This window comes from Microcoleus sp. POL10_C6 (assembly GCF_036701585.1).
In the GTDB taxonomy this organism is placed as follows: domain Bacteria; phylum Cyanobacteriota; class Cyanobacteriia; order Cyanobacteriales; family Microcoleaceae; genus Microcoleus.
In genome coordinates, this window is record NZ_JAUBRB010000001.1 from 25,999 (window position 1) to 44,871 (window position 18,873).

Sequence of the window (18,873 nt, forward strand, 5' to 3'; positions counted from 1 at the left end):
TTCCTAATTTCAAATTCCTAAGCCTCGGAATTCATGCACAGCTCAATCTCTACTATCAAATCTTCAATCTAAATTTAATTGGCGGGCTGCGATCGTATAGCGAAAAATGTATTCTACAATTTCTACGTAATTGTAGGCAGCGGCTGGCGAGTCTGCCCAGACTGTGATGCCGTGATCGCGAATTAACAAAGCGGGTACAGAGGGCGCACAAATGGCAAAGAATTCGCAAATTTCCTTGGCTATCTTAGGGACTTCTAAATAATTTGTAAAGAGGGGTATCGACACTTGCGGGTTTTCCTCCCACACCCCCAAACCTTTCAGCATTTCGATCGCGGGTAAAGGCACTGCATCTCCTACAGTCAGCCGAGAAACTAAATTTGCCTCGATGGAGTGGACGTGATAGCAAGCTTTAGCGTCTGGAAAACAATTGTAAACGGCTAAATGAATGCTGGTTTCGGCCGAAGGGCGGCTGTCGGCAACAGGTTGCTCGACAATTGCGCCGTCTGAGCTCATTCTGATAAAATCTTGTTCAGTTAACTGCCCTTTCGCACGGCCGCTAGCAGTAATCCAAAAACTGCCATCGGGTAAGCGGGCTGAAAGATTACCAGCAGTCCCAACCATCCAACCGCGATCGTAAAAATGTTTGGCTGCTGCAATTAAATCTGATCTTAAATCGCCACTCATTCTTTACAAATCCTCAGTTTTTAATCTACTTTTTGCGTTAATAGAAATTGTGCTGGCCTATCTAAACGTAGGGTAATCCGTACACACCTTATATCAAATTCGGTAGCATCGGACTTATCTGCACGGGGGCGGGTTTATTATATTGTTTATTATGGGCAATTTATTGTTGGTGAACCCGCCCCTACAAAATTTAACATCATACAATACCGAGGCAAACGGAATTTATATTACCTGAGAAAGGCGATAGTTTCAATTCCATTTTTGGGACAAATTTTCCAAAATGTCAAAAAAATTATCCCATTTAGTATAAGGCTTTTGTTGTTCGTCTAGATACTCGGCAAGCCGATCGCGCGCAAACACCGACGAAGCCTGCAAAGCCATATTAAAGTCCGTCAGCGAATCTCCAATCGCCACCTGTTCCTCGGCCGGGTGCTGGCCCATCACCCGCACCTTAGACACCAATTCTTCATCTCCTTCAAACTCAGAATTGACTTGCAAGCGAGGGCCACTAGCGTCCACATCCACAGCGTAAATAACGCTCGCCCGCTTTACCAAATCGCCCATTACCGTCTCTACCATAATCCGAAGACCGCCGGAAACGATCGCAAAATCTACCTTTTTCTCGTCCAAAAAATCCAGCAATTCCAACAATCCCGGCCGCATCAGCTTTCCCCTAGAAAATTCCACAATTTCCCCGTAACGTTCCGAGGGAATAGACTCTAGTAACTGCCGCACTCCCGATCGCAAACTCAGCCTTCTAGCGTATATTTCAGGCATCAGTTGAGACGACAGTTCCGGTGCGAAATGCTTGAGCATTGCCACAAAAGTTTCTTCAACAGTTATCGTGCCGTCAAAGTCGCAGAATACCACCCGTTGCTGATTGTTCGGGATTGAAGATTTTTGCTTGTCATCGGTCATTGTCAGTCGCACCTTTCAAGAACGGGAAAATTTTACACAATTCATCCTACACTGTCGAGTGATCGAGCGCGACTGCCCAAAACTAATCGTGACGCGCTGTTTGTTAGCAATTTCCCGCCGGATTTTATGCAGATTATTCGAGAGAATCTTCATCATCCAGGGAATCATCCAGGGAATCTTCATCTTCCAGGGAATCTTCATCTTCCAGGGAATCTTCCAAGGAATCTTCTACGTCCTGCTTTTGGTTTTTTGTCTTTTGGGGGTTAGACTTAGCCGGCAAACAGATTAAATTATCATCCTCAGTATTAATCAAACCTTTCGATCGCAACTTACCCATCAGCCGCGTCACCGTCACCCGCGTTGAGCCGATTGCGCTGCCAATTTGAGCGTGCGTCAAAGTCCAAGGCAGCCGGTAGCCCCGAACCACCTCTGGTTCGTCGTCACCTACGTAAGGTTCGCCGAACTCCTCGATCAACAAAGTGAGAAACCCCAACAGTCGGTCGATCGTCCGGCGCTGTCCCAAAGTGCTCAGCCAGAGCAGTTTCCGCTGGTGTTGGTAACGAAACGCATCCAAAATTTCTCTACGAAAGTGAGGCCAATTATCCAAGTCGTGCCAATACATCCACACTACGTGAGTTTGATCGGCATGAGCGTAAGCTTGGAGAGTAAACGGAGACTGAGCAACGAGTTCAAAGGGCTGACCGGCACCGACGAAGCCCAAAAAAGCTTCTTCTGTAGTTTTGTCAGCGGATTTTGACTTTGCCGCTGCGGCGCTAACTTGAGCGCTGCCTACGAGCCGCACAGAACCTTTCTGGACTAAATAGAGCAGTCCGGGTCTTGCCGGAATCCGCTCGTCTTTGCTAAAAGTCCGGCAGCGGTAGTGTTCCTGGGCCCAGTCGATAATTCGCTGCCAAGTGATAAAAGGTCGATCGATAGTCTCTAGATGTGTGGAAGTTGATTGCATAAGTGAGGCTCTGGGATATATTTAATAGTGTAATAGTGAGAAAAACAGCTTTTGCCAGCAATGCGATACCAAGTGAGACAACCAACCCCCGATCGAGCTTGCACGCTTCTTAACTGTGCTGACTTTTCTTAGTTTTACCGAAAAATTCAATGTAGCAAAAAATACATCAAAATGGTAGAGTTCAGCAAAAAATTTGTCGTAAATTATTGTATATTTAGCAAAAAAATCGCTAGAAAACGTATTAATTCGATTTAGCGCCGATCGGGGGAGCCGATCGACTATCTCTGACATCAGCAGTTTAACGTACAAGAACAGTGGAAGTGGTAACAGTCGATCGTTGCTCTTACGGTAGGATGAGCCGATATGGATACAGCAAGTATGGAGCAGTGCCCGGAAGTTACAGTGAAGTGTTTCTTGCTTTCCAGGTTCCAAAGCGCGATCGCCCAGCAAGAGGCACTAGGGAAAATTCCATTAAATCTCATAGGTGACACCATTCTCAAGAACGGGCAAGATGCCCATTCCACAAGAGATGAATTTTCTTGTGGAACAGGCAAGATGCCTCTTGCTAAACAAGTAATTGAGAATGGTGCAATATTTCCGTTAAATCGGAGTAAAGATAGCGCGCGGGTGCTGTACGTGTCTGCGATCGCCCTGAAATTGGCTAAAACTTGGCAGCAGACACCGCAGACAATTGCGACCGAGTTGGCCGAAACTCTCGAACCGCTGTGCTACCCAGATTTCGCCGTTAAAGTCGCGCCGGCGGGAATTATTGAGCTGGAGTTGACTGATGCAGGTTTAGCCGTCTGGTTGCAACGTTTAGCTCAAACGAACCTCCCAATTCCCGAATCTAGAATATTATCTCCTGTTATGTGTGCCGATCGACTGTTTCCCATTCAGTACAGCCACGCGCGCTGCTGTTCCCTGCTGCGAATGGCCCACCGCGATCGCATAATTGTGCTCGCCCAGCCAGATGTCACTACAGCGCCACAAATTTGGTCGCTGGCAAGTCCAAATCCTATCCCTTGGATTGACGAGGGCGATCGACTGCGATTAGTGCATCCAGCCGAACGCAGTTTAATATCGCAACTGTTAACAGTGCTAGACAATATATATCCTATTTTTGAGGTAAAAAACCGCGAAAAACCTGTCAATCATTTCAAATTAGCCAGTAGTTTGAGCGAAGCATTTCAGACTTTTTACACCCACTGCCGAATTTGGGGAGAAGTCAAAATAAGACAGCCAAAACTTGCCCAATCCCGATTAGGTTTAATATTAGCAACTCAATCTTTGTTGCGATTTATCCTAGAAGAGTTATTGAGCGCCCTTGCTCCTTTAGAACTTTGATTTAATCCTCATTATTTTTAGCAACATTTTTTCCTACTCAGAGGTGGCTTTCCCCAAGTTCCCTTGACTTCTTCCATCGGAAAATTTCTCTATTTTATCTGGATCGCGATGAACCATGCAGTAAGCTAATGTCGCATAGAAAATTTCTAAAAAATTAGCTATTTCTTGACAATTTTCCATCACTGATTAATAAAATTAATTTCTTTTATCTAAGTTGGGTCGTCTTATTTTATTTGATTTTTTGAAGTAATCTTTCTTTGGGGTTCTTATACTGAGGATTTTTACCTGACCTCTATGGCTGTGCTCCTTAAAATACTTAATCTTATATTATACAATTAAGCTGCTACACAGCTTATCTATTGGCTATCCAGTATGCTCGAAAAACAAGAAAAAGAATACAGCTTAGTAGGAACGAATCCTCTCCCTCTTCAGGAAGAAATCCAAGAGGATATAGCCTTACCAGAGACGGTACTTCTGACCAATCGACCTCTAAAACTTTCCAAACCGGAAACTCGGTCAAGCCTCAGAGCACTAACTTTGGACGGTGTATTTGCTACGCTTTTTTACAGCATCATCGGCGGCGCGTTGCTCAGTAATTTCTTGCTCGATTTGGGGGCTGGTCCAGTGGAAATTGGTATGCTCGCCTCCATTCCTCAACTGGTAAATTTGCTCCAACCGTTCGGAGCTTATATAGGAGACCGAACACAGAGCCGCCACTGGTATTCCTTCTGGATTTTCGGAATGTCCCGACTGCTGTGGCTGATTCTCGTGCCAGCCCTTTGGTGGGGAGGCTCATTTCATCTGGCCCAACATCAGCTAGTGCAGTTGACATTGGCAATCATCTGGGTAAGTCAAGTCTTAGAATCTTTAGGTCGTGCTTCCTTCTTGAGCTGGTTGGCGGCGTTAGTACCTCAGCGGTTGCGCGGGCGGTATTTTGGCTTTCGCAATAGTGCTGTCAGCTTGACGAATCTCATTGGTGTGCCGTTGCTGGCTCTAGCGGTATCGAACTGGCCCGGTGGAAAGCTCCAAGGTTACAGTGCCATCTTGGTTTTAGGAATTGTGCTTGGCCTCATCAGTCTAGGTTGTCAGTTCTTTATGACCGATGTGAACCCCAAGCTTGTACACGTCACGCATTTAGATACAGGCGAAAAATCATCCACAGGGCCAATTTTTAGCTTTCTCAAGGAAGCCAATTTTTTAAAGTTTTTGCTTTACTCGGGTCTATGGAGCTTTGCCGTTAACGTCAGCGCGCCCTTCTTTAACCTTTACTTGCTGGATGACCTAAAGATAGATGTCAGCGTGGTAACGCTCTATAGCAGCTTAGGTGCTGGTGCTAACTTGCTGATGCTGGTTTTTTGGGGCCAACTGGCTGACCGGGTTGGGAACCGCCCGATCATGATAGTAGTGGGAATCTTGGTGGCTCTGACCCCTCTGCTCTGGCTAGAAGCTGGAACGGCTCCAATTTTCCTATGGGTCTGGTTCCCGCTGTTGCACATCATCGGCGGTGCAACGTGGGCGGCGATCGACCTGTGCAGTGGTAATCTCATGATGTCGGTGACACCACTACGTAATCAGTCGATATACTTTGCGATCGCAGCTGCGGTTCCTGGTGTCACTGGGGCAATGGGAATCACCCTTGGTGGCTTTATCGCTACTTTGACCAATCTCGGTGGCTTGCCAGGGGTGTTTGCCCTCTCAGCCGTCTTACGACTGGCGGCTCTCCTGCCCTTGGTTTTTGTTCGCGAGCAGCGTTCTGTGTCTGTGGGTAAGTTTTGGCTGCTCTTGTTGCCAGCTTGGTGGAGAAGAGTGGCGATTGAACCTGGAGACATCAGGTTTCAACCATTAATTGTTGAAGAGTTGGACTGTCCGCCTGAAAGCTCATGCGATCGCTCTTCAACTCTTGATTGATTGTAGTCCGACAATAATTCATAAAAGAGTTGATTAACCATTTTTAAAGTGTTAAAATACTCATCATATCCTCTAAGATGTGAGGGTTGTTGGGTCGCTTTTTTTCAGAAATATAAAGTCTGGCACCTGGGGATAAGTTTTGTATAGTATGTCATTATTTTTGGGTGCGTTCAACATTTATTACGGTGCCGATCGAGCTTTGACGAACAATCGCCAATTCTCCCGCTCGTCGAGCGCCAGTTATCCCGCTCGTTGATCACTTCTGGAACGACGCTGATCAATTTCATCACTTGACGATCGGCTGTTATCAGTTTTTTGAGGATACATCTCATGGTCACACTATCACCTATAGCCTCACCCAGGCGTCACATTCATCGATGACTATCCCAAATCCCTGCATTTAGTTTAAACCGTTGCAGGCGAGATTTGGTTTTTTCCAGGTTTTGCGATCGGCAGCGTTACTGTAAATGTACTGCCAACCCCTTCTTCACTGGTCAAAGTAATTTCGCCACCGTGCAAGTCCACGCATTTTTTAACAATGCTCAGCCCCAGTCCAGTACCGGGAATTCGACCGACATTTTTAGCCCGGTAAAATGAATCAAACAACCGTTCTTGGTCGGCGACAGGTATGCCAATTCCTGCATCCTGTACTGAAAAAATAGCCTCGGTTTCAGTAAGTTTTAATTCAAAAATTACTTCGGTATTTGGGGGAGAATACTTAATAGCATTGGACAGCAAATTGCCCAGAATGCGCCGGAGCAAGCTTACCTCCAAACACGCCATCGCGGATGGATGGTTATTTACAAAAATCAGCGTCACCCGGTCATTTTCAGGTTTCAACTTCAGACTGTTCTGAAATTCCCCTACCAACTCATTACAAAACTTTGCTAAATCTATCGGTAGCAAGGAAAACCCGGTTTTTCCAGACTCAACACGCCCCAGCAACAGCACATCATCTAATAACAAATCTATGCCTTTTGCGGCGGCTTGAGTTTTGTCTAGAAGTTCTTGGGTTTTCTCCTGTGTTAATGTCAACTTGTACTTGCTAAGAAGTTGTGTAGTGCCGATGATGAAATTCAAAGGATTGCGAACGTCGTGGGCAATCATGTACAGCAAAGATGTTTTCATCTCGTTGAGTTCTTGGGCTGTTTGCAGAGTGCGATCGAGTTGGTCGTGAGACAATTTGAGAGTTAAAGACAACTGGCGCGAACGCAGCAAAATCTCCACCCGTGCTTGCAATTCGATCTTCTCGATCGGAGCGATAATCAAATCGTCAATGCTTTGCCAAATAAATTGCGTTGCCATTCCTACATCCGAGCGAGATGTAATCAAAAGAAAAGGCAAGCATACCGGTTGTTCTGCCTGTTTTTGGGCGGCTACCCATTCCCAGTGGCGTTTCAGGGAAATACCGTCAATTATCGCCAGGTCAAAAGATTGATTAAATGGTAAAAACTCCTCACTATTTTCTGTTGAGTTTGGCAGCAATACCTCATAGTAAACAGCTAACCATTCTAATAACAAGCGGCGATTTTCTTTCTGTTCGACAAGCAATAAAATTTGACTCACGCAGATTCTCCTAGCAATGTGTGCACAATTCCCAGCAAATCTCTAACGATCAAAGGTTTTACCAACATATTCCGAGCACCGTGGCAGAGGCTTTCGTGCTGAATGGCAGCGCTTTGTTTGGGCGAGAGTATCAGAAAAGGGATTTGGTGATTTCGCAGTTGTTCGCAGCACTCCCAAATCCGGCGATCGAAACCAGAAATATCTACTAAAGCCATCCCGATCCTAGCAGGCTGACTGATAGCTTGTGCAACATCTTCAAAGTTATAAGCCGCGATCATCTGGTATCCTTCTTTATTCAGAAATTGTGCTAATAGTTCCAAGTTTCGATGATTGCGGTCTACGGCTAAAATTATTGAGTTTTCATTCATCTATCAGCTTCCTTTGAATACGGGTTATACCATTTTAGATTTTAGATTTTAGATTTTAGATTTTAGAATGGGTAGTGACTGATTATATATGGGTTGGGATGTGGCCTAAAGTTGGATTCTTTTTTTATCTGGTATTAGCTTACTTTTCGGCGAGGGATTACATTGGTTTTCAGTTGAGTGAAGTACAGATGATCTGACACAGGACACGGCTCCGCGCCCTGTGCCCTACTCTATTTCATACAAGTGAAAACTGCTATAAAAGTCGAAAAATACACAAATTTACCAATATATTTAAGTTTTCCAGAACTTAGGCTAGTGGTGAGGTGCGCGGTGCGCCCCCTACAGGTAGTGGTGAGCTGCGCGCCCTACTCATTAGTAGATTCACGACTCCAAAATTAGCTGCACTTGCCCCAAAACAGCAAGACAAACCCCGATTCAATCTTGATCAGCTTCCCCCTCAATCCACACCGGCGCCGAACTCAAAATGCCCCGCAGCCCCGCTATCGGTTTGCTGACTTTGATGCCGTAGCGAGTAATCTCGAGTTCTCGCAGAGTTCTCTCGAAATTGCTGACTCGTTTTTTAATTACTCCGATCGCCTTGCGGATTTCTGTCCTATTATGCAGTTGGCGTTCCAGATAGCGTATAAACAGAAGATTATCCGCTAAATAGCTAATCCCGATCTCGGTCAGCCGAAAATCTCCGCTAATGGCTTCTACCTCATTAATCAAGATAACGGTGACTCCCATATTCTTCAGATACTTGCACAAAGCGTGCAAATTGTTCACCAAATCTTGCCCCTGCATCGAAAGCTGATAGCCAGAAATACTGTCAATCATCACAATCTGCGTCTTTTCCTGCTCCACCTCCTGGCGAACCATACAGGCAAACTGATCTGGCGAGTAGAGCAAAGGTTCCACAGGTATCACCGAAAGACTTCCTTGCCCCATCATCGCCCCAACCGGGATGTTAACTGATTCACAGCGCTTCAGCAGAGTAGAACTTGACTCCTCAAAAATGTAAACTACCGATCGTTCCCCCCTTCCTGCGGCTTCCTTCATAAACTGAACCCCCACCGTCGTTTTACCCACGCCGCTAGGCCCGCTAATCACCGTCACAGTCCCCCGTTCCAGTCCCCCGTGCAGTAGTTCGTCGATTTCTGGAACCCCAGAAGAAATCGCTTCCGCAACAAAATCCTGCTGATAATTGTCTGGCAGCAATCGCGGAAATACCTCCATACCAGCCTGAGTCAGGCGCAGCGAATGGCGGCCGCTGCGGAAGTTAGAGCCTCGCAGCTTGGTGACAGACACAGCGCGTCCTTCAGGGCGCAGTTCTAAATAAATTACTCCGTCGCTGATGAATTGCAAATCGTCGTCTGGAACACTTGATGTGCCTTCGGAGGTGAATACCACCGTCGCCCCCCCTTCCACCAAAAAGCGCAGAAAAGACAGAACTTGCTTGCGAAACTGAAACTCATCCGCAGCTAAGTAGCGAAATTGAGTTATCGCGTCCAAAAACACCCGATCAGGTTTGAGCGCCCGTACCTGTTCGATAATCTTTTGTGTAGTCGGTTCTCGCTCAACCTCGGAGGGGGAGAAAATGTCATAAGTCTGAACTTCTGTAAAGAATTCTGACGATGGGCTCAAATCGAGGAACGCCATCGCTTCCATATCAAAACCGAGACTTGTGGCATTGGCCCGCAATTGCGCTTCCGGTTCTCCTAAAGTAATAAACAGGGGCGTTTCTCCCAGAGCCACACCTGCTGCCAAAAAGTGAAAGCCCAGTGTAGTCTTGCCAGTACCGGGGCCCCCGCGCACTAAATAAGAGCGTTGAGGAATTAGGCCGCCGCCAATCACTTCGTTGAGACCGGTAATTCCCACAGAAAGTCGGTTTTGAGACATTTGTTTTTTCATGTTTTGAATATCGGGCCCGTATTAATATTTAATGGTTTTAGGCAGTGTTTTGATAATTTTTTTTACCGGGCGTCTCATAACCTTGATGAAATCTTTTTCTACCGAAAATTACGTAAGCATACAAGAATTAGAAAGTATTGTCGGGACTGCTGGCATCTGTCGCTGGCAAGATACAGAGCCATTTTGGCAAGAACGAGTAGAAAAAGCAGTTGCCCCCGACACGAAAATAGATTGTACCGTTTACCCGAATACTCAGGAAGAACTGGCGGCTGTCATTGCTTGGGCTGGGCAAAATCGCTGTGCCGTCTTGCCCTGTGGCAGTGGCAGCAAACTTGATTGGGGCGGTTTAGTTAAATTCGACTCCGATCCCCCCCAGCCCAGGGCGGGCACGGGGGCACCGCCCCTACCAAGGGGGGAGCAAGATGTTGTCAAAGTGGGTATTTTGAAGGGGAATTTAGGGGTATCTCCTGATGCAGCGGGGCTTGTGGCTGTCAGCACTTCGCGCCTCAATCGACTTGTACAGCACGCTGTGGGCGATTTAACCGTGACTGCGGAAGCGGGGATGAAGTTTGGGGATTTGCAACAAATTTTAGCTGCAGCAGGTCAATTTTTGCCGATCGATCCAGCATATCCGCAAGAGGCAACTTTGGGCGGCATTGTCGCTACTGCTGATGCGGGTTCCTTGCGGCATCGCTATCGGGGGGTGAGAGATTTGCTATTGGGAATTACCTTTGTGCGATCGGACGGTAAAATTGCCGTAGCCGGAGGTCGAGTTGTTAAAAATGTCGCCGGCTACGACTTGATGAAACTGTTTACTGGTGCTTACGGCACATTGGGCGTCATAAGTCAAGTAACTTTCCGAGTTTATCCGCTGCCTGAATCGTCGGGAACCGTAGTGCTGACAGGGGAAGTTAATGCTTTGTCCCAAACGGCTCAAATCTTATTATCCTCTGCTTTGACACCAACAGCCGTTGATTTGCTGTCACCTGAATTAGTCGCAAAATTAGGCTTAGGAAAGGGCACGGGATTAATCGTCAGATTTCAAAGTATCGCAGAAAGTGTTAAACAACAGTCAGCCCGCTTGCTGGAAGTTGGCGAAAAGTTAGGTTTGCAAGGCACTAGCTGCTGCGAGAATGATGAGCATCAGTTATGGCAAAGATTGCCAGAAACAATGTGGGATTCTGGCACAAAGTCGGCAATTATTTGCAAAATAGGAATCAGACCGTCGGAAGCTGTAACGGCTATTAACGAATTGCCGGTACAGGACGCTTGGATTCATGCAGGCAGCGGTTTGGGGGTTTTGCGGTTTGAGAATGCGACGGCGGACAGGTTGTTGCAGGTACGCAGAGGGTGCGAAGCGAAAGGCGGTTTTCTGAGTGTTTTAGCAGCGCCGACCGACATCAAGCAACAGTTAGATGTTTGGGGCTATACTGGAAGTGCGATCGATTTAATGCGCCGGATTAAACAGCAGTTTGACCCGGAAAATATTTTGAGCCCCCATCGTTTTATAAGCGGTATTGTAAAACTTCATTGAGTTTATAAGCAATAATGGTATTATATTGTTGTGAGTGTTGAATAAGGAATACGCATAGCCCAAAAAACGCAAGTCTCAAATGCAACTAACAGAGAGGCACATCATTAAATCAACGGAACACCGTTTCGCCCAAATAGACGAACTAGCTTTCAAGTCCAAAAACCTCTACAATGCCGCCAATTACGTCATTCGTCAGAGTTTTATTTATGGGTGGGGCTATGTCAATTACAACGAAATGAACCGATTGATGAAGTCTCACGAAGCATATAAGGCTTTGCCTGCTAAAGTAAGTCAGCAAATCTTGATGGTGCTAGACAAGAATTGGAAATCGTTTTTTGAAACCGTTAAAGCTTACAAAGCTGACTCTTCAAAATTCACGGGTCGCCCAAAATTGCCAAAGTACAAAGATAAGACTAAAGGGCGAAATCTTCTCGTCTACACGATTCAAGCAATTAGCAGCAAACAGTTGAAGAAAGGAATCATTAAACTTTCCGGCACTGAACTTTCAATTAAAACCCAAGTCAATCCCAACCAGATTTGTCAAGTTAGACTGGTTCCGAAATGTGATTCCTATGTAATTGAGGTGATTTATGATGCTTGTACTGAGCGTAGTCGAAGTGAACCGGAGTCCACCCTTGGCAATGCCAACTCTGTAGCTAGTATTGATTTGGGACTGGATAATTTAGTGGCGTTAACTTCAAATCAGCCGGGATTTATCCCTTTGTTGATTAACGGGCGACCATTAAAATCGATTAACCAGTTCTATAACAAACGCAAATCCCGATTACAATCCCAGTTAAAAGGGAATCGTCAAACCTCACCCAGGATTCAGCGATTAACTCGCTGTCGCAATCAGAAAGTTGATAATTACTTGCATCATGCTAGTCGTGTGATTGTTGCGATTTTAAATACAAAACAAATTGGGACGCTAGTAATTGGCAAGAATGCACAGTGGAAAACTGAAATTGATCTAGGGAAGCAAACCAACCAAAACTTTGTTAGTATTCCTCACTCTCGATTAATTGAAATGTTGGAGTACAAAGCTCGGTTGGTGGGAATCACAGTAATTGTGCAGGAAGAATCCTACACATCGCGGGCAAACTTCGTGGGTCTAGACCCAATCCCTGTCTACGGGAAAACAGAAAAAGAGCCAATGTTTACTGGTAAGCGTATTAAGCGAGGTTTGTACAAAACATCGACTGGTCAGTTAATTAATTCTGATATCAACGCTTCGTACAACATCCTCAGAAAAGCAATCCCAAATGCCTTCAGCGATGGGATAGGGAGCTGCGTAGTTCAGCCGAGGCGGGTTAATCCGCTCAAAGTAAAAGTGAAGGGGGAGGGACTTGAAGCCTCCCATGCCTATAAATGACTATACTTTTACAAGCTATTTAGTTTAAAGTTTGTAGTCAGGACTTGATTCGTTCAGGACTTCTGTAAAAAGTGGTTTTACACGCTACTTCTAGCGGAATTTTTCGCGCGGCAAACCTACAGATAAAGCTTCTGCCTAAATTCCATTAAACTGACTAAAGTTCTGGGTACGAAGAAAAACAATTAGGTAATATATATATGCAAACTTCAGAAAAATCTCAAGTTCCCAGCGACGATTTAAGACCTGCCAAAGAAAGCAATTTTCTAGCACAAAATCCCCACTTACAAACCCTCGAAATCCCCGGTTTCGACGCCAACAATCCGCCCGATCCGAAATTAATCGATACTTGCGTACACTGCGGCTTTTGTTTGTCAACTTGTCCAAGTTATCGCGTACTCGGCAAAGAAATGGATTCGCCCAGAGGCCGCATTTATTTAATGGATGCAATCAACGAAGGCGACGCACCATTAAACGAAGCAACCTCCCAGCATTTTGATACTTGTTTGGGCTGTTTAGCCTGCGTTACAACTTGCCCTTCTGGAGTTCAATACGACAAATTAATTTCCGCAACGCGCCACCAAGTTACTAGAAATCAGGAACGCACTTTTTCGGACAATGTAATTCGCACTCTGATTTTTAATCTCTTCCCTTATCCTCACAGATTGCGACCTTTGCTTGTACCGCTGTTTATTTATCAAAAATTAGGACTGCCAAAACTTGTCCGCAAAACAGGTTTGCTGAAAAAAGTATTTCCCCGCTTGGCTGCGATGGAATCAATTTTGCCGAAAGTTACTGTCGATTCTTTCCGGGATAATTTACCAGAGGTAATTCCGGCAGAAGGGGAGAAACGCTATCGAGTCGGCGTGATTTTAGGCTGTGTCCAGCGGCTGTTATTTTCGCCAGTTAATGAAGCTACTGTGCGTGTTTTGACGGCTAACGGTTGCGAGGTTGTGGTTCCTAAAAGTCAGGGATGCTGTGCTGCTTTGCCGGAACACCAAGGCCAAGCGGAACAGGCGAAAGCTTTGGCGAGACAAATGATTGATAGCTTTGAAAATACGGGTGTTGATTTTGTGATTATCAACGCTGCTGGCTGCGGCCATACTTTGAAAGAATACGGTCATATTTTAGCAGATGACCCTGATTATCGGGAGAAAGCTGAAAAATTTGCTGTTAATGTTAAGGACGTGCAAGAGTTTTTAGCAAGTGCGGGAATTACGGCGAAACTTAATCCTTTGATTGATGGAGATTTGACAATTGTTTATCAGGATGCTTGTCATTTGTTGCACGGGCAAAAGATTAGTTTGCAGCCGCGTCAGTTGCTGCAACAAATCCCTGGGGTGAAGTTAAAAGAGCCTGTGGATGCGGCTTTGTGCTGCGGGAGTGCGGGAGTTTACAATATGCTTCAGCCGGAGATTGCTGATGAATTAGGAGTGCAAAAGGTGGAGAATTTGCTGAATACTGGGGCGGAGTTGATTGCTTCTTCTAATCCGGGTTGTTCTTTGCAAATTAAGAAGCATTTGGAGTTGCAGGGAAAGGAAGTTACTTTAATGCACCCTATTGAGCTTTTGGATTATTCGATTCGCGGGGTGAAGTTGCTGAGGAAGTAGTTTTGTAGGGCGGGCGGTGTCTGCCCTATTTTGGATGCGCCCCGCCTGTGAATGAGATTTTTTTAATGAATTGCAGGAATTCACAAACGGGACACCTGTTCCACAGAGGAGCGGCGGGTGAAGAGTGGCAAATTTATCGCCCTGACGGTCCACCGTTTACAAGTTATGAGGAGGTTTCTCGCAGCTTGGAACAAGCCGAACAGCGGGCAGAACAAGCCGAACAGCGGGCTGCTTTACTGGCAGAAAGACTGCGAGCGATGGGAATTGACCCGGAACAATTGTAAACTAGATTGGGAAAAGAGCGATCGCACTTTTAAATTTTAGCAAAAGTGCGATCGGCATAATAACTAATAACTAATGACTGATGACTATTTCCCCTCTTCTAACCTCAAAAAATGCACCTGTCCCGAAGCTTCCGCCACTACGATTGTCACCCCATCAGGTGCAATAGCGCAAGCTTTCAAAGCACTATCTCCCCTGAAACTAGCAATTACTTCTCGACTTAACAAATCCCAAACTTTGAGAGTATTATCGTCCGAAACAGAAATTGCCTTTGTTCCCATAGTCGCCACAGATGTTACCGCATCAGCATGACCTACCAAAGTAAAAACTTCTTTTCTACTTGACAAATCCCAAACTTTCAAATTGTGTTCCCGCCCGCCAGAAATCGCCCCTTTGCCATCCGCCGTAACTGCCACAGCATTCACAAAACTCTCATGACCTTTGAGAGTAAAAAGTAGATTTTTGACGGCTAAATTCCATAAATTTGCCAAAATATTCTTTTCTTTTCCCAAACTCCAAATTTTCAGAGTTTGGTCGCCGGAAGCCGAAATAACCCGCTTGCTGTCGGGAGTAACTGCCACAGCTTTTATCCCGTCCTCATGACCTGAAAAAGTAAAAAGTTCCTCTCCTGTTTCTAAACTCCAAACTTTAATAGTTTTGTCTCCCGAACCGGAAATCGCCATCGTTCCGTCCGCAGTCACTGCCACAGAATTTACCCAGTCTGTATGACCAGTGAAAGTAAAGATTTCTTTTCCGGTTTCTAGATTCCAAACTTTCACAGTTTTGTCGCCGGAACCCGAAACTACTCGCTTGCTATCCGGTGTAGTTGCGATCGCTTTTACCCAATCTTGGTGTCCAGAAATAGTAAAAATTTCCTGTCCGTTTTTGAGATTCCAGACTTTAATGCTGTTGTCTCCTGAACCGGAAATCGCTTTCGTACCGTCCGCCGTCACTGCTACAGCATTTACCCAGTCATCGTGACCTGCAAATGATAAATTTTCTTTGCCTCTTTCTAAGTGCCAAACTTTGAGAGTTTTGTCAGAGGAACCAGAAACTATCCGCTTGCCGTCGGGGGTAACAGCCACAGCATTCACTGGGGCGATGTGATTGGTAAAAGTGAAAAGTTCTTCTTTTGTTTCCAGATTCCAAACTTTCAGCGTTTTGTCACCTGAAGCCGAAATTACCCGTTTGCCGTCGGGACTGACTGCCACAGCTTGAACGAAACTGCTGTGTTTTCCTAAAGTGAAAAGTTGCTTTCTTTCTGACAAACTCCAGACTTGAACAGTTCCGTCGTAACTGCCGGAAATTATGAGTTCGCCGTCGGGAGTAACTGCTACACTTTTTACCCAGTCTTCATGACCCGTGAGAGTAAAAAGTTCTTTTCCAGTTTCTAGGTTCCAGACTTTCATGCTGTTGTCTCCCGACCCGGAAATCAACCGTTTGCTATCAGGAGTTACGGCTACGGACTGGACAAAACTGCTGTGACCTTTGAAGTTAAAAATTACTTCTCTGCTTGTCAAATCCCAAACTTTAATACTGCCATCCCAAGAACCTGAAATTACTCGCTTGCCGTCGGGAGTTACTGCTACTGCTTCTACGGCAAAAGTATCGCCTGCAAAGGTAAATATTTCTGTCCCTGTTTCTAAATCCCAAATTTTAATCGTATTGTCCCAAGAACCGGAAATTACTTTAGTGCCGTCGGGGGTGACAGCTACAGCATTGACGTAGGTAAGATGACCTTTTAGGGTGGCAAGTTCTTCTCCTGTTTCTAAGTGCCAAATTTTGAGATTGTGGTCGGAGGAGGCAGAAATTGCCCGCTTGCCGTCGGCGGTGATTGCTACAGCTTGTACCCAGTCTGTATGTCCGGTGAGGGTACGCAACAATCTCCCGCCAGGAGGGGTAAAGCTGGGCGTTAGCGGTCGCAGCCAGGGGGTTGTTTGGTGTTGTGCCTGTGCTAGCATTGCTTGAATTTCTGGACTTTCAAAGCACATCAAGCGGGCTATTAGTTGGGTGGCTAGTTGGCTTTTATCTGTGGCTAGAATGTGGGCAGACAGCCGAATTGCTTCTTGGATTAATTTGAGTTGGTCGGCTTTTTTGTCTGAGATAATATCGGGACTTGTTGCTAAATCGTAATCTTCTATTAGCGCCTGTACTCCCGATGCTGACAGCTTGGCTTTAATAAAGTTGTAATCTGTTAGTAAGCTGTATAATTTTTCTGAGTCTGAATTCGCTGCTAGCTGACTGGGCACGATTCCCAGGTAGTGCGTCTGTTCTGCGGGCTCCATTTTATCCAGCCCTTGTTTAAACTCGGTCATAAATTTACGGATGTGTTTTTTAAATGTATGCGATCGCTAGCTGCACCCTACCGAAAAGCCGATCGAGAATCTTGTCTCTTAGACTTAGCATGACATATTTGAATGCTATGTGCTACGGGCTTGCTGTCCTCGGTTTGGTGATGGTTCGATGAATTGCTTGTTTTTTAGTCGGAGTCTGCTTTGAGAATTTTCAAGCAGTGCGATTACAATAAATCGTCGCTAATATAATTAAACTCAGCAACGCCCAATTTACCGATCAATTGACAAAAGCTCACATATATCGTTGCTTTTCTTAACATAGCTGGTGTTTGGGCGATGATGGTCGATCGATAAACACTCTCAAAGCTAAAAATTTTCAGCTATCACAATCCTATTTAATGTGCGAAAAAGACTTTTTATAACGAAATATGATGGCGGATGCTCTAATTTGCTGTCAAGTCGGCCGCATCAGCGAGGCAGATGTCCCCCCTGGTTGGGTTTCGTACCAGGGCGGCATCTGCAATCTGTTTCACCCAAAGCTCTCAGAAAGCTTTGCAGGTGCGCCCCCTTCCTCTAAAATATAGAAAAGGACTTGCACTCTTAAACCGGGTTTCTAGACAAAATCATTGGTTTGACCGCTAGGTACGTAGGAAGAAACCGGGTTTCTGACTCCATAGCGCGCAAGTCACGATCGCAAATAAAGCAGTATTGACTTTAGAGACAAATTTCATGGATGTTATCGAGTTTTTCGAGTTAAGTGCAGGCAAATGGTTTTCTCAGCGTACCGTACACAATCTCAATTCTGGGGAATTGCAGGCCGGTAAATCCGACATCAAAATAGAACTACTGACAGCTAGCGATGCAGCAGTCGTCAAACTTTGCCAACAACACTCGATTAACCCGGCTTCAACTGGGCTAACCAGCGTTCGGATTAGTTGGGACGGTATTCCTGATCGCGACAAAGCTAAACAAATCGGTTCTACAATACTAGCGATCGTACCAAATCCCGACAATCCAAGCGAAGGCAAAGTGTTGCAAGACAAGGGTAATAGTCGCTACGTGATGGGCGACGACGTGCTGACATTGATTACAGAATCAGACACCCTCCATGCCGAAGAAAGGCTGTGGTATCTCATGCCCAATTTGCGGCTGCGGACTAGCTTTGTTAAGCAAGCTAACGGTACGGAACAAGCTTCTTTTTGTTCGGAAATTCGGATGGGAGTAAGTGCCCCAAGTGAAAAGTGAAAAATAACTATCTATAGGGGTTCTTAAGCGTTCTGAGGTATGGGGGCGAGTCCTATGCCCTATGCCCTATGACCACCTCATGTTACTGAGAAAGGCTATAGTTCCCAAAGTTTACACTCTATTTCTGCTTTCTCCCTTCTTTCTTCGGCCTTCTCTGGCAATCGCTTTTAACTTGGTATGAAAATCAGTGTGTTTGACAACTGGGAATGATTTTGCCACAGGTTTGTCCGCTAATTTTTGCTCGGCTTCGGCTCGATCGGCGAGGGCGGTAACAGCCACATCTTCATATACAACAAATTCTGTATTTTCTTTTGTGCGATCGTCGGCTGCGGGCAATTTTCCTGTTTCCTCTGCCTCTGTGTTTGGGACTTCTGCATGAAGCGCCACATCAAGTGGCGCCTCTGAGCTCCCAAGCAAATCTAACTCTGCGGCAGTTACTTTGGATTCCGGGTCAGATAAAAGTATATCTTCCTGTGGTAGTTGAGCAGCATTTTCCCCGGTTAAATTTTGAGGAAAATTATTGCATACCAAGCGTTCAAACTCGCGATTGAAATGATAGAGAGGTTGACCTATCCGATGCCACATACTCAATAGCTGTCCCACAGAAACAGCCTTGTAGCGGCCTTGATAAAGCGCTTCAACCACTGCTAAACGCAGCCAATAGCCGGGATACTTGGTCAGCCATTCACCCGCCAATTTCTCGGCTTTTTTGCCACCTAGGTCAAAACCGTAGTGAACCAGCAGAGCCGCTGCTTGTGCAGATATTGCGGTCACTTCTGTCATTTGTTGTCTATTGACTGTTGACTGTTATCTGTTGACTGTTGACTGTTGACTGTTTTCTGTTGACTTTTGACTGTTGGTTCCAAATTCCCAATG

At 45.6% G+C, this 18,873-nt stretch carries 16 protein-coding genes; 7 read left to right on the forward strand and 9 right to left on the reverse strand.

Features of this window, described 5'->3' with window-relative positions:
- Positions 1 to 63: 63 nt before the first annotated feature.
- The 3 genes from mtnB to QUA34_RS00130 form a co-directional block, all read right to left on the reverse strand.
- The gene (gene mtnB / locus QUA34_RS00120; protein ID WP_333323970.1) at positions 64 to 684 is read right to left on the reverse strand and encodes a methylthioribulose 1-phosphate dehydratase; all 621 of its coding nucleotides are present in this window, start codon (positions 682 to 684) and stop codon (positions 64 to 66) included.
- Between the two features lie 249 nt (positions 685 to 933).
- A complete protein-coding gene (locus tag QUA34_RS00125) occupies positions 934 to 1,602 on the reverse strand; it encodes an HAD-IB family phosphatase (protein WP_333323968.1) in 669 nt (222 codons plus the stop codon).
- Positions 1,603 to 1,735: 133 nt separating this feature from the next.
- On the reverse strand, positions 1,736 to 2,566 hold the full coding sequence (locus tag QUA34_RS00130; protein ID WP_445242779.1) for a Crp/Fnr family transcriptional regulator: 831 nt from the start codon (positions 2,564 to 2,566) through the stop codon (positions 1,736 to 1,738).
- A gap of 363 nt (positions 2,567 to 2,929) precedes the next feature.
- On the opposite strand from QUA34_RS00130, the gene QUA34_RS00135 reads away from it, so the two are divergent.
- Positions 2,930 to 3,910: a DALR anticodon-binding domain-containing protein gene (locus QUA34_RS00135; protein WP_333383095.1), complete on the forward strand. Its 981-nt coding sequence runs from the start codon at positions 2,930 to 2,932 to the stop codon at positions 3,908 to 3,910.
- A gap of 33 nt (positions 3,911 to 3,943) precedes the next feature.
- Here the strand turns inward: QUA34_RS00135 and QUA34_RS00140 are convergent, their stop codons facing one another.
- Positions 3,944 to 4,090, reverse strand: a complete 147-nt coding sequence (locus tag QUA34_RS00140; protein WP_333383097.1) for a hypothetical protein — start codon at positions 4,088 to 4,090, stop codon at positions 3,944 to 3,946.
- A 192-nt stretch (positions 4,091 to 4,282) separates the two neighbouring features.
- Here QUA34_RS00140 and QUA34_RS00145 point away from each other — a divergent pair, with 192 nt between their 5' ends.
- Positions 4,283 to 5,818: an MFS transporter gene (locus QUA34_RS00145; RefSeq protein WP_333323962.1), complete on the forward strand. Its 1,536-nt coding sequence runs from the start codon at positions 4,283 to 4,285 to the stop codon at positions 5,816 to 5,818.
- A gap of 405 nt (positions 5,819 to 6,223) precedes the next feature.
- Here the strand turns inward: QUA34_RS00145 and QUA34_RS00150 are convergent, their stop codons facing one another.
- From QUA34_RS00150 to QUA34_RS00160, 3 genes are all read right to left on the reverse strand, one after another.
- On the reverse strand, positions 6,224 to 7,384 hold the full coding sequence (locus QUA34_RS00150; protein WP_333383100.1) for an ATP-binding protein: 1,161 nt from the start codon (positions 7,382 to 7,384) through the stop codon (positions 6,224 to 6,226).
- On the reverse strand, positions 7,381 to 7,752 hold the full coding sequence (locus QUA34_RS00155; RefSeq protein WP_333081550.1) for a response regulator: 372 nt from the start codon (positions 7,750 to 7,752) through the stop codon (positions 7,381 to 7,383). The genes QUA34_RS00150 and QUA34_RS00155 overlap by 4 nt, the downstream gene beginning before the upstream one ends.
- Before the next feature lie 435 nt (positions 7,753 to 8,187).
- A complete protein-coding gene (locus QUA34_RS00160) occupies positions 8,188 to 9,651 on the reverse strand; it encodes an ATPase domain-containing protein (RefSeq protein WP_333081552.1) in 1,464 nt (487 codons plus the stop codon).
- A gap of 97 nt (positions 9,652 to 9,748) precedes the next feature.
- Between QUA34_RS00160 and QUA34_RS00165 the strand changes: the two genes are divergently transcribed.
- From QUA34_RS00165 to QUA34_RS00180, 4 genes are all read left to right on the forward strand, one after another.
- On the forward strand, positions 9,749 to 11,197 hold the full coding sequence (locus tag QUA34_RS00165; RefSeq protein ID WP_333383102.1) for an FAD-binding oxidoreductase: 1,449 nt from the start codon (positions 9,749 to 9,751) through the stop codon (positions 11,195 to 11,197).
- Positions 11,198 to 11,276: 79 nt separating this feature from the next.
- Complete coding sequence (locus tag QUA34_RS00170; RefSeq protein WP_333216702.1) at positions 11,277 to 12,569, forward strand: transposase; 1,293 nt, start codon at positions 11,277 to 11,279, stop codon at positions 12,567 to 12,569.
- Positions 12,570 to 12,766: 197 nt separating this feature from the next.
- Entirely contained in the window at positions 12,767 to 14,176 is a 1,410-nt protein-coding gene (locus QUA34_RS00175) for a heterodisulfide reductase-related iron-sulfur binding cluster (RefSeq protein ID WP_333383104.1), read from the forward strand.
- 65 nt (positions 14,177 to 14,241) lie between these two features.
- Positions 14,242 to 14,460, forward strand: coding sequence for a hypothetical protein (locus QUA34_RS00180; RefSeq protein ID WP_333323952.1), 219 nt, complete (start codon positions 14,242 to 14,244; stop codon positions 14,458 to 14,460).
- 84 nt (positions 14,461 to 14,544) lie between these two features.
- Here QUA34_RS00180 and QUA34_RS00185 read toward each other — a convergent pair whose 3' ends face one another.
- Positions 14,545 to 16,785: a hypothetical protein gene (locus QUA34_RS00185; RefSeq protein WP_333383421.1), complete on the reverse strand. Its 2,241-nt coding sequence runs from the start codon at positions 16,783 to 16,785 to the stop codon at positions 14,545 to 14,547.
- Between the two features lie 696 nt (positions 16,786 to 17,481).
- On the opposite strand from QUA34_RS00185, the gene QUA34_RS00190 reads away from it, so the two are divergent.
- Positions 17,482 to 17,997, forward strand: coding sequence for a phycobiliprotein lyase (locus QUA34_RS00190; protein ID WP_333383107.1), 516 nt, complete (start codon positions 17,482 to 17,484; stop codon positions 17,995 to 17,997).
- Between the two features lie 111 nt (positions 17,998 to 18,108).
- Here the strand turns inward: QUA34_RS00190 and QUA34_RS00195 are convergent, their stop codons facing one another.
- The gene (locus QUA34_RS00195) at positions 18,109 to 18,780 is read right to left on the reverse strand and encodes a hypothetical protein (protein ID WP_333323948.1); all 672 of its coding nucleotides are present in this window, start codon (positions 18,778 to 18,780) and stop codon (positions 18,109 to 18,111) included.
- Positions 18,781 to 18,873: the final 93 nt, after the last annotated feature.

Coding starts and splice junctions, on each gene's coding strand:
- QUA34_RS00145 (WP_333323962.1), top strand. CDS start 4,283: ATGCTCGAAAAACAAGAAAAAGAATACAGCTTAGTAGGAACGAATCCT.
- QUA34_RS00160 (WP_333081552.1), bottom strand. CDS start 9,651: ATGTCTCAAAACCGACTTTCTGTGGGAATTACCGGTCTCAACGAAGTG.
- QUA34_RS00175 (WP_333383104.1), top strand. CDS start 12,767: ATGCAAACTTCAGAAAAATCTCAAGTTCCCAGCGACGATTTAAGACCT.
- QUA34_RS00165 (WP_333383102.1), top strand. CDS start 9,749: ATGAAATCTTTTTCTACCGAAAATTACGTAAGCATACAAGAATTAGAA.
- QUA34_RS00135 (WP_333383095.1), top strand. CDS start 2,930: ATGGATACAGCAAGTATGGAGCAGTGCCCGGAAGTTACAGTGAAGTGT.
- QUA34_RS00130 (WP_445242779.1), bottom strand. CDS start 2,566: ATGCAATCAACTTCCACACATCTAGAGACTATCGATCGACCTTTTATC.
- QUA34_RS00170 (WP_333216702.1), top strand. CDS start 11,277: ATGCAACTAACAGAGAGGCACATCATTAAATCAACGGAACACCGTTTC.
- mtnB (WP_333323970.1), bottom strand. CDS start 684: ATGAGTGGCGATTTAAGATCAGATTTAATTGCAGCAGCCAAACATTTT.
- QUA34_RS00140 (WP_333383097.1), bottom strand. CDS start 4,090: ATGGAAAATTGTCAAGAAATAGCTAATTTTTTAGAAATTTTCTATGCG.
- QUA34_RS00125 (WP_333323968.1), bottom strand. CDS start 1,602: ATGACCGATGACAAGCAAAAATCTTCAATCCCGAACAATCAGCAACGG.
- QUA34_RS00190 (WP_333383107.1), top strand. CDS start 17,482: ATGGATGTTATCGAGTTTTTCGAGTTAAGTGCAGGCAAATGGTTTTCT.
- QUA34_RS00195 (WP_333323948.1), bottom strand. CDS start 18,780: ATGACAGAAGTGACCGCAATATCTGCACAAGCAGCGGCTCTGCTGGTT.
- QUA34_RS00155 (WP_333081550.1), bottom strand. CDS start 7,752: ATGAATGAAAACTCAATAATTTTAGCCGTAGACCGCAATCATCGAAAC.
- QUA34_RS00180 (WP_333323952.1), top strand. CDS start 14,242: ATGAATTGCAGGAATTCACAAACGGGACACCTGTTCCACAGAGGAGCG.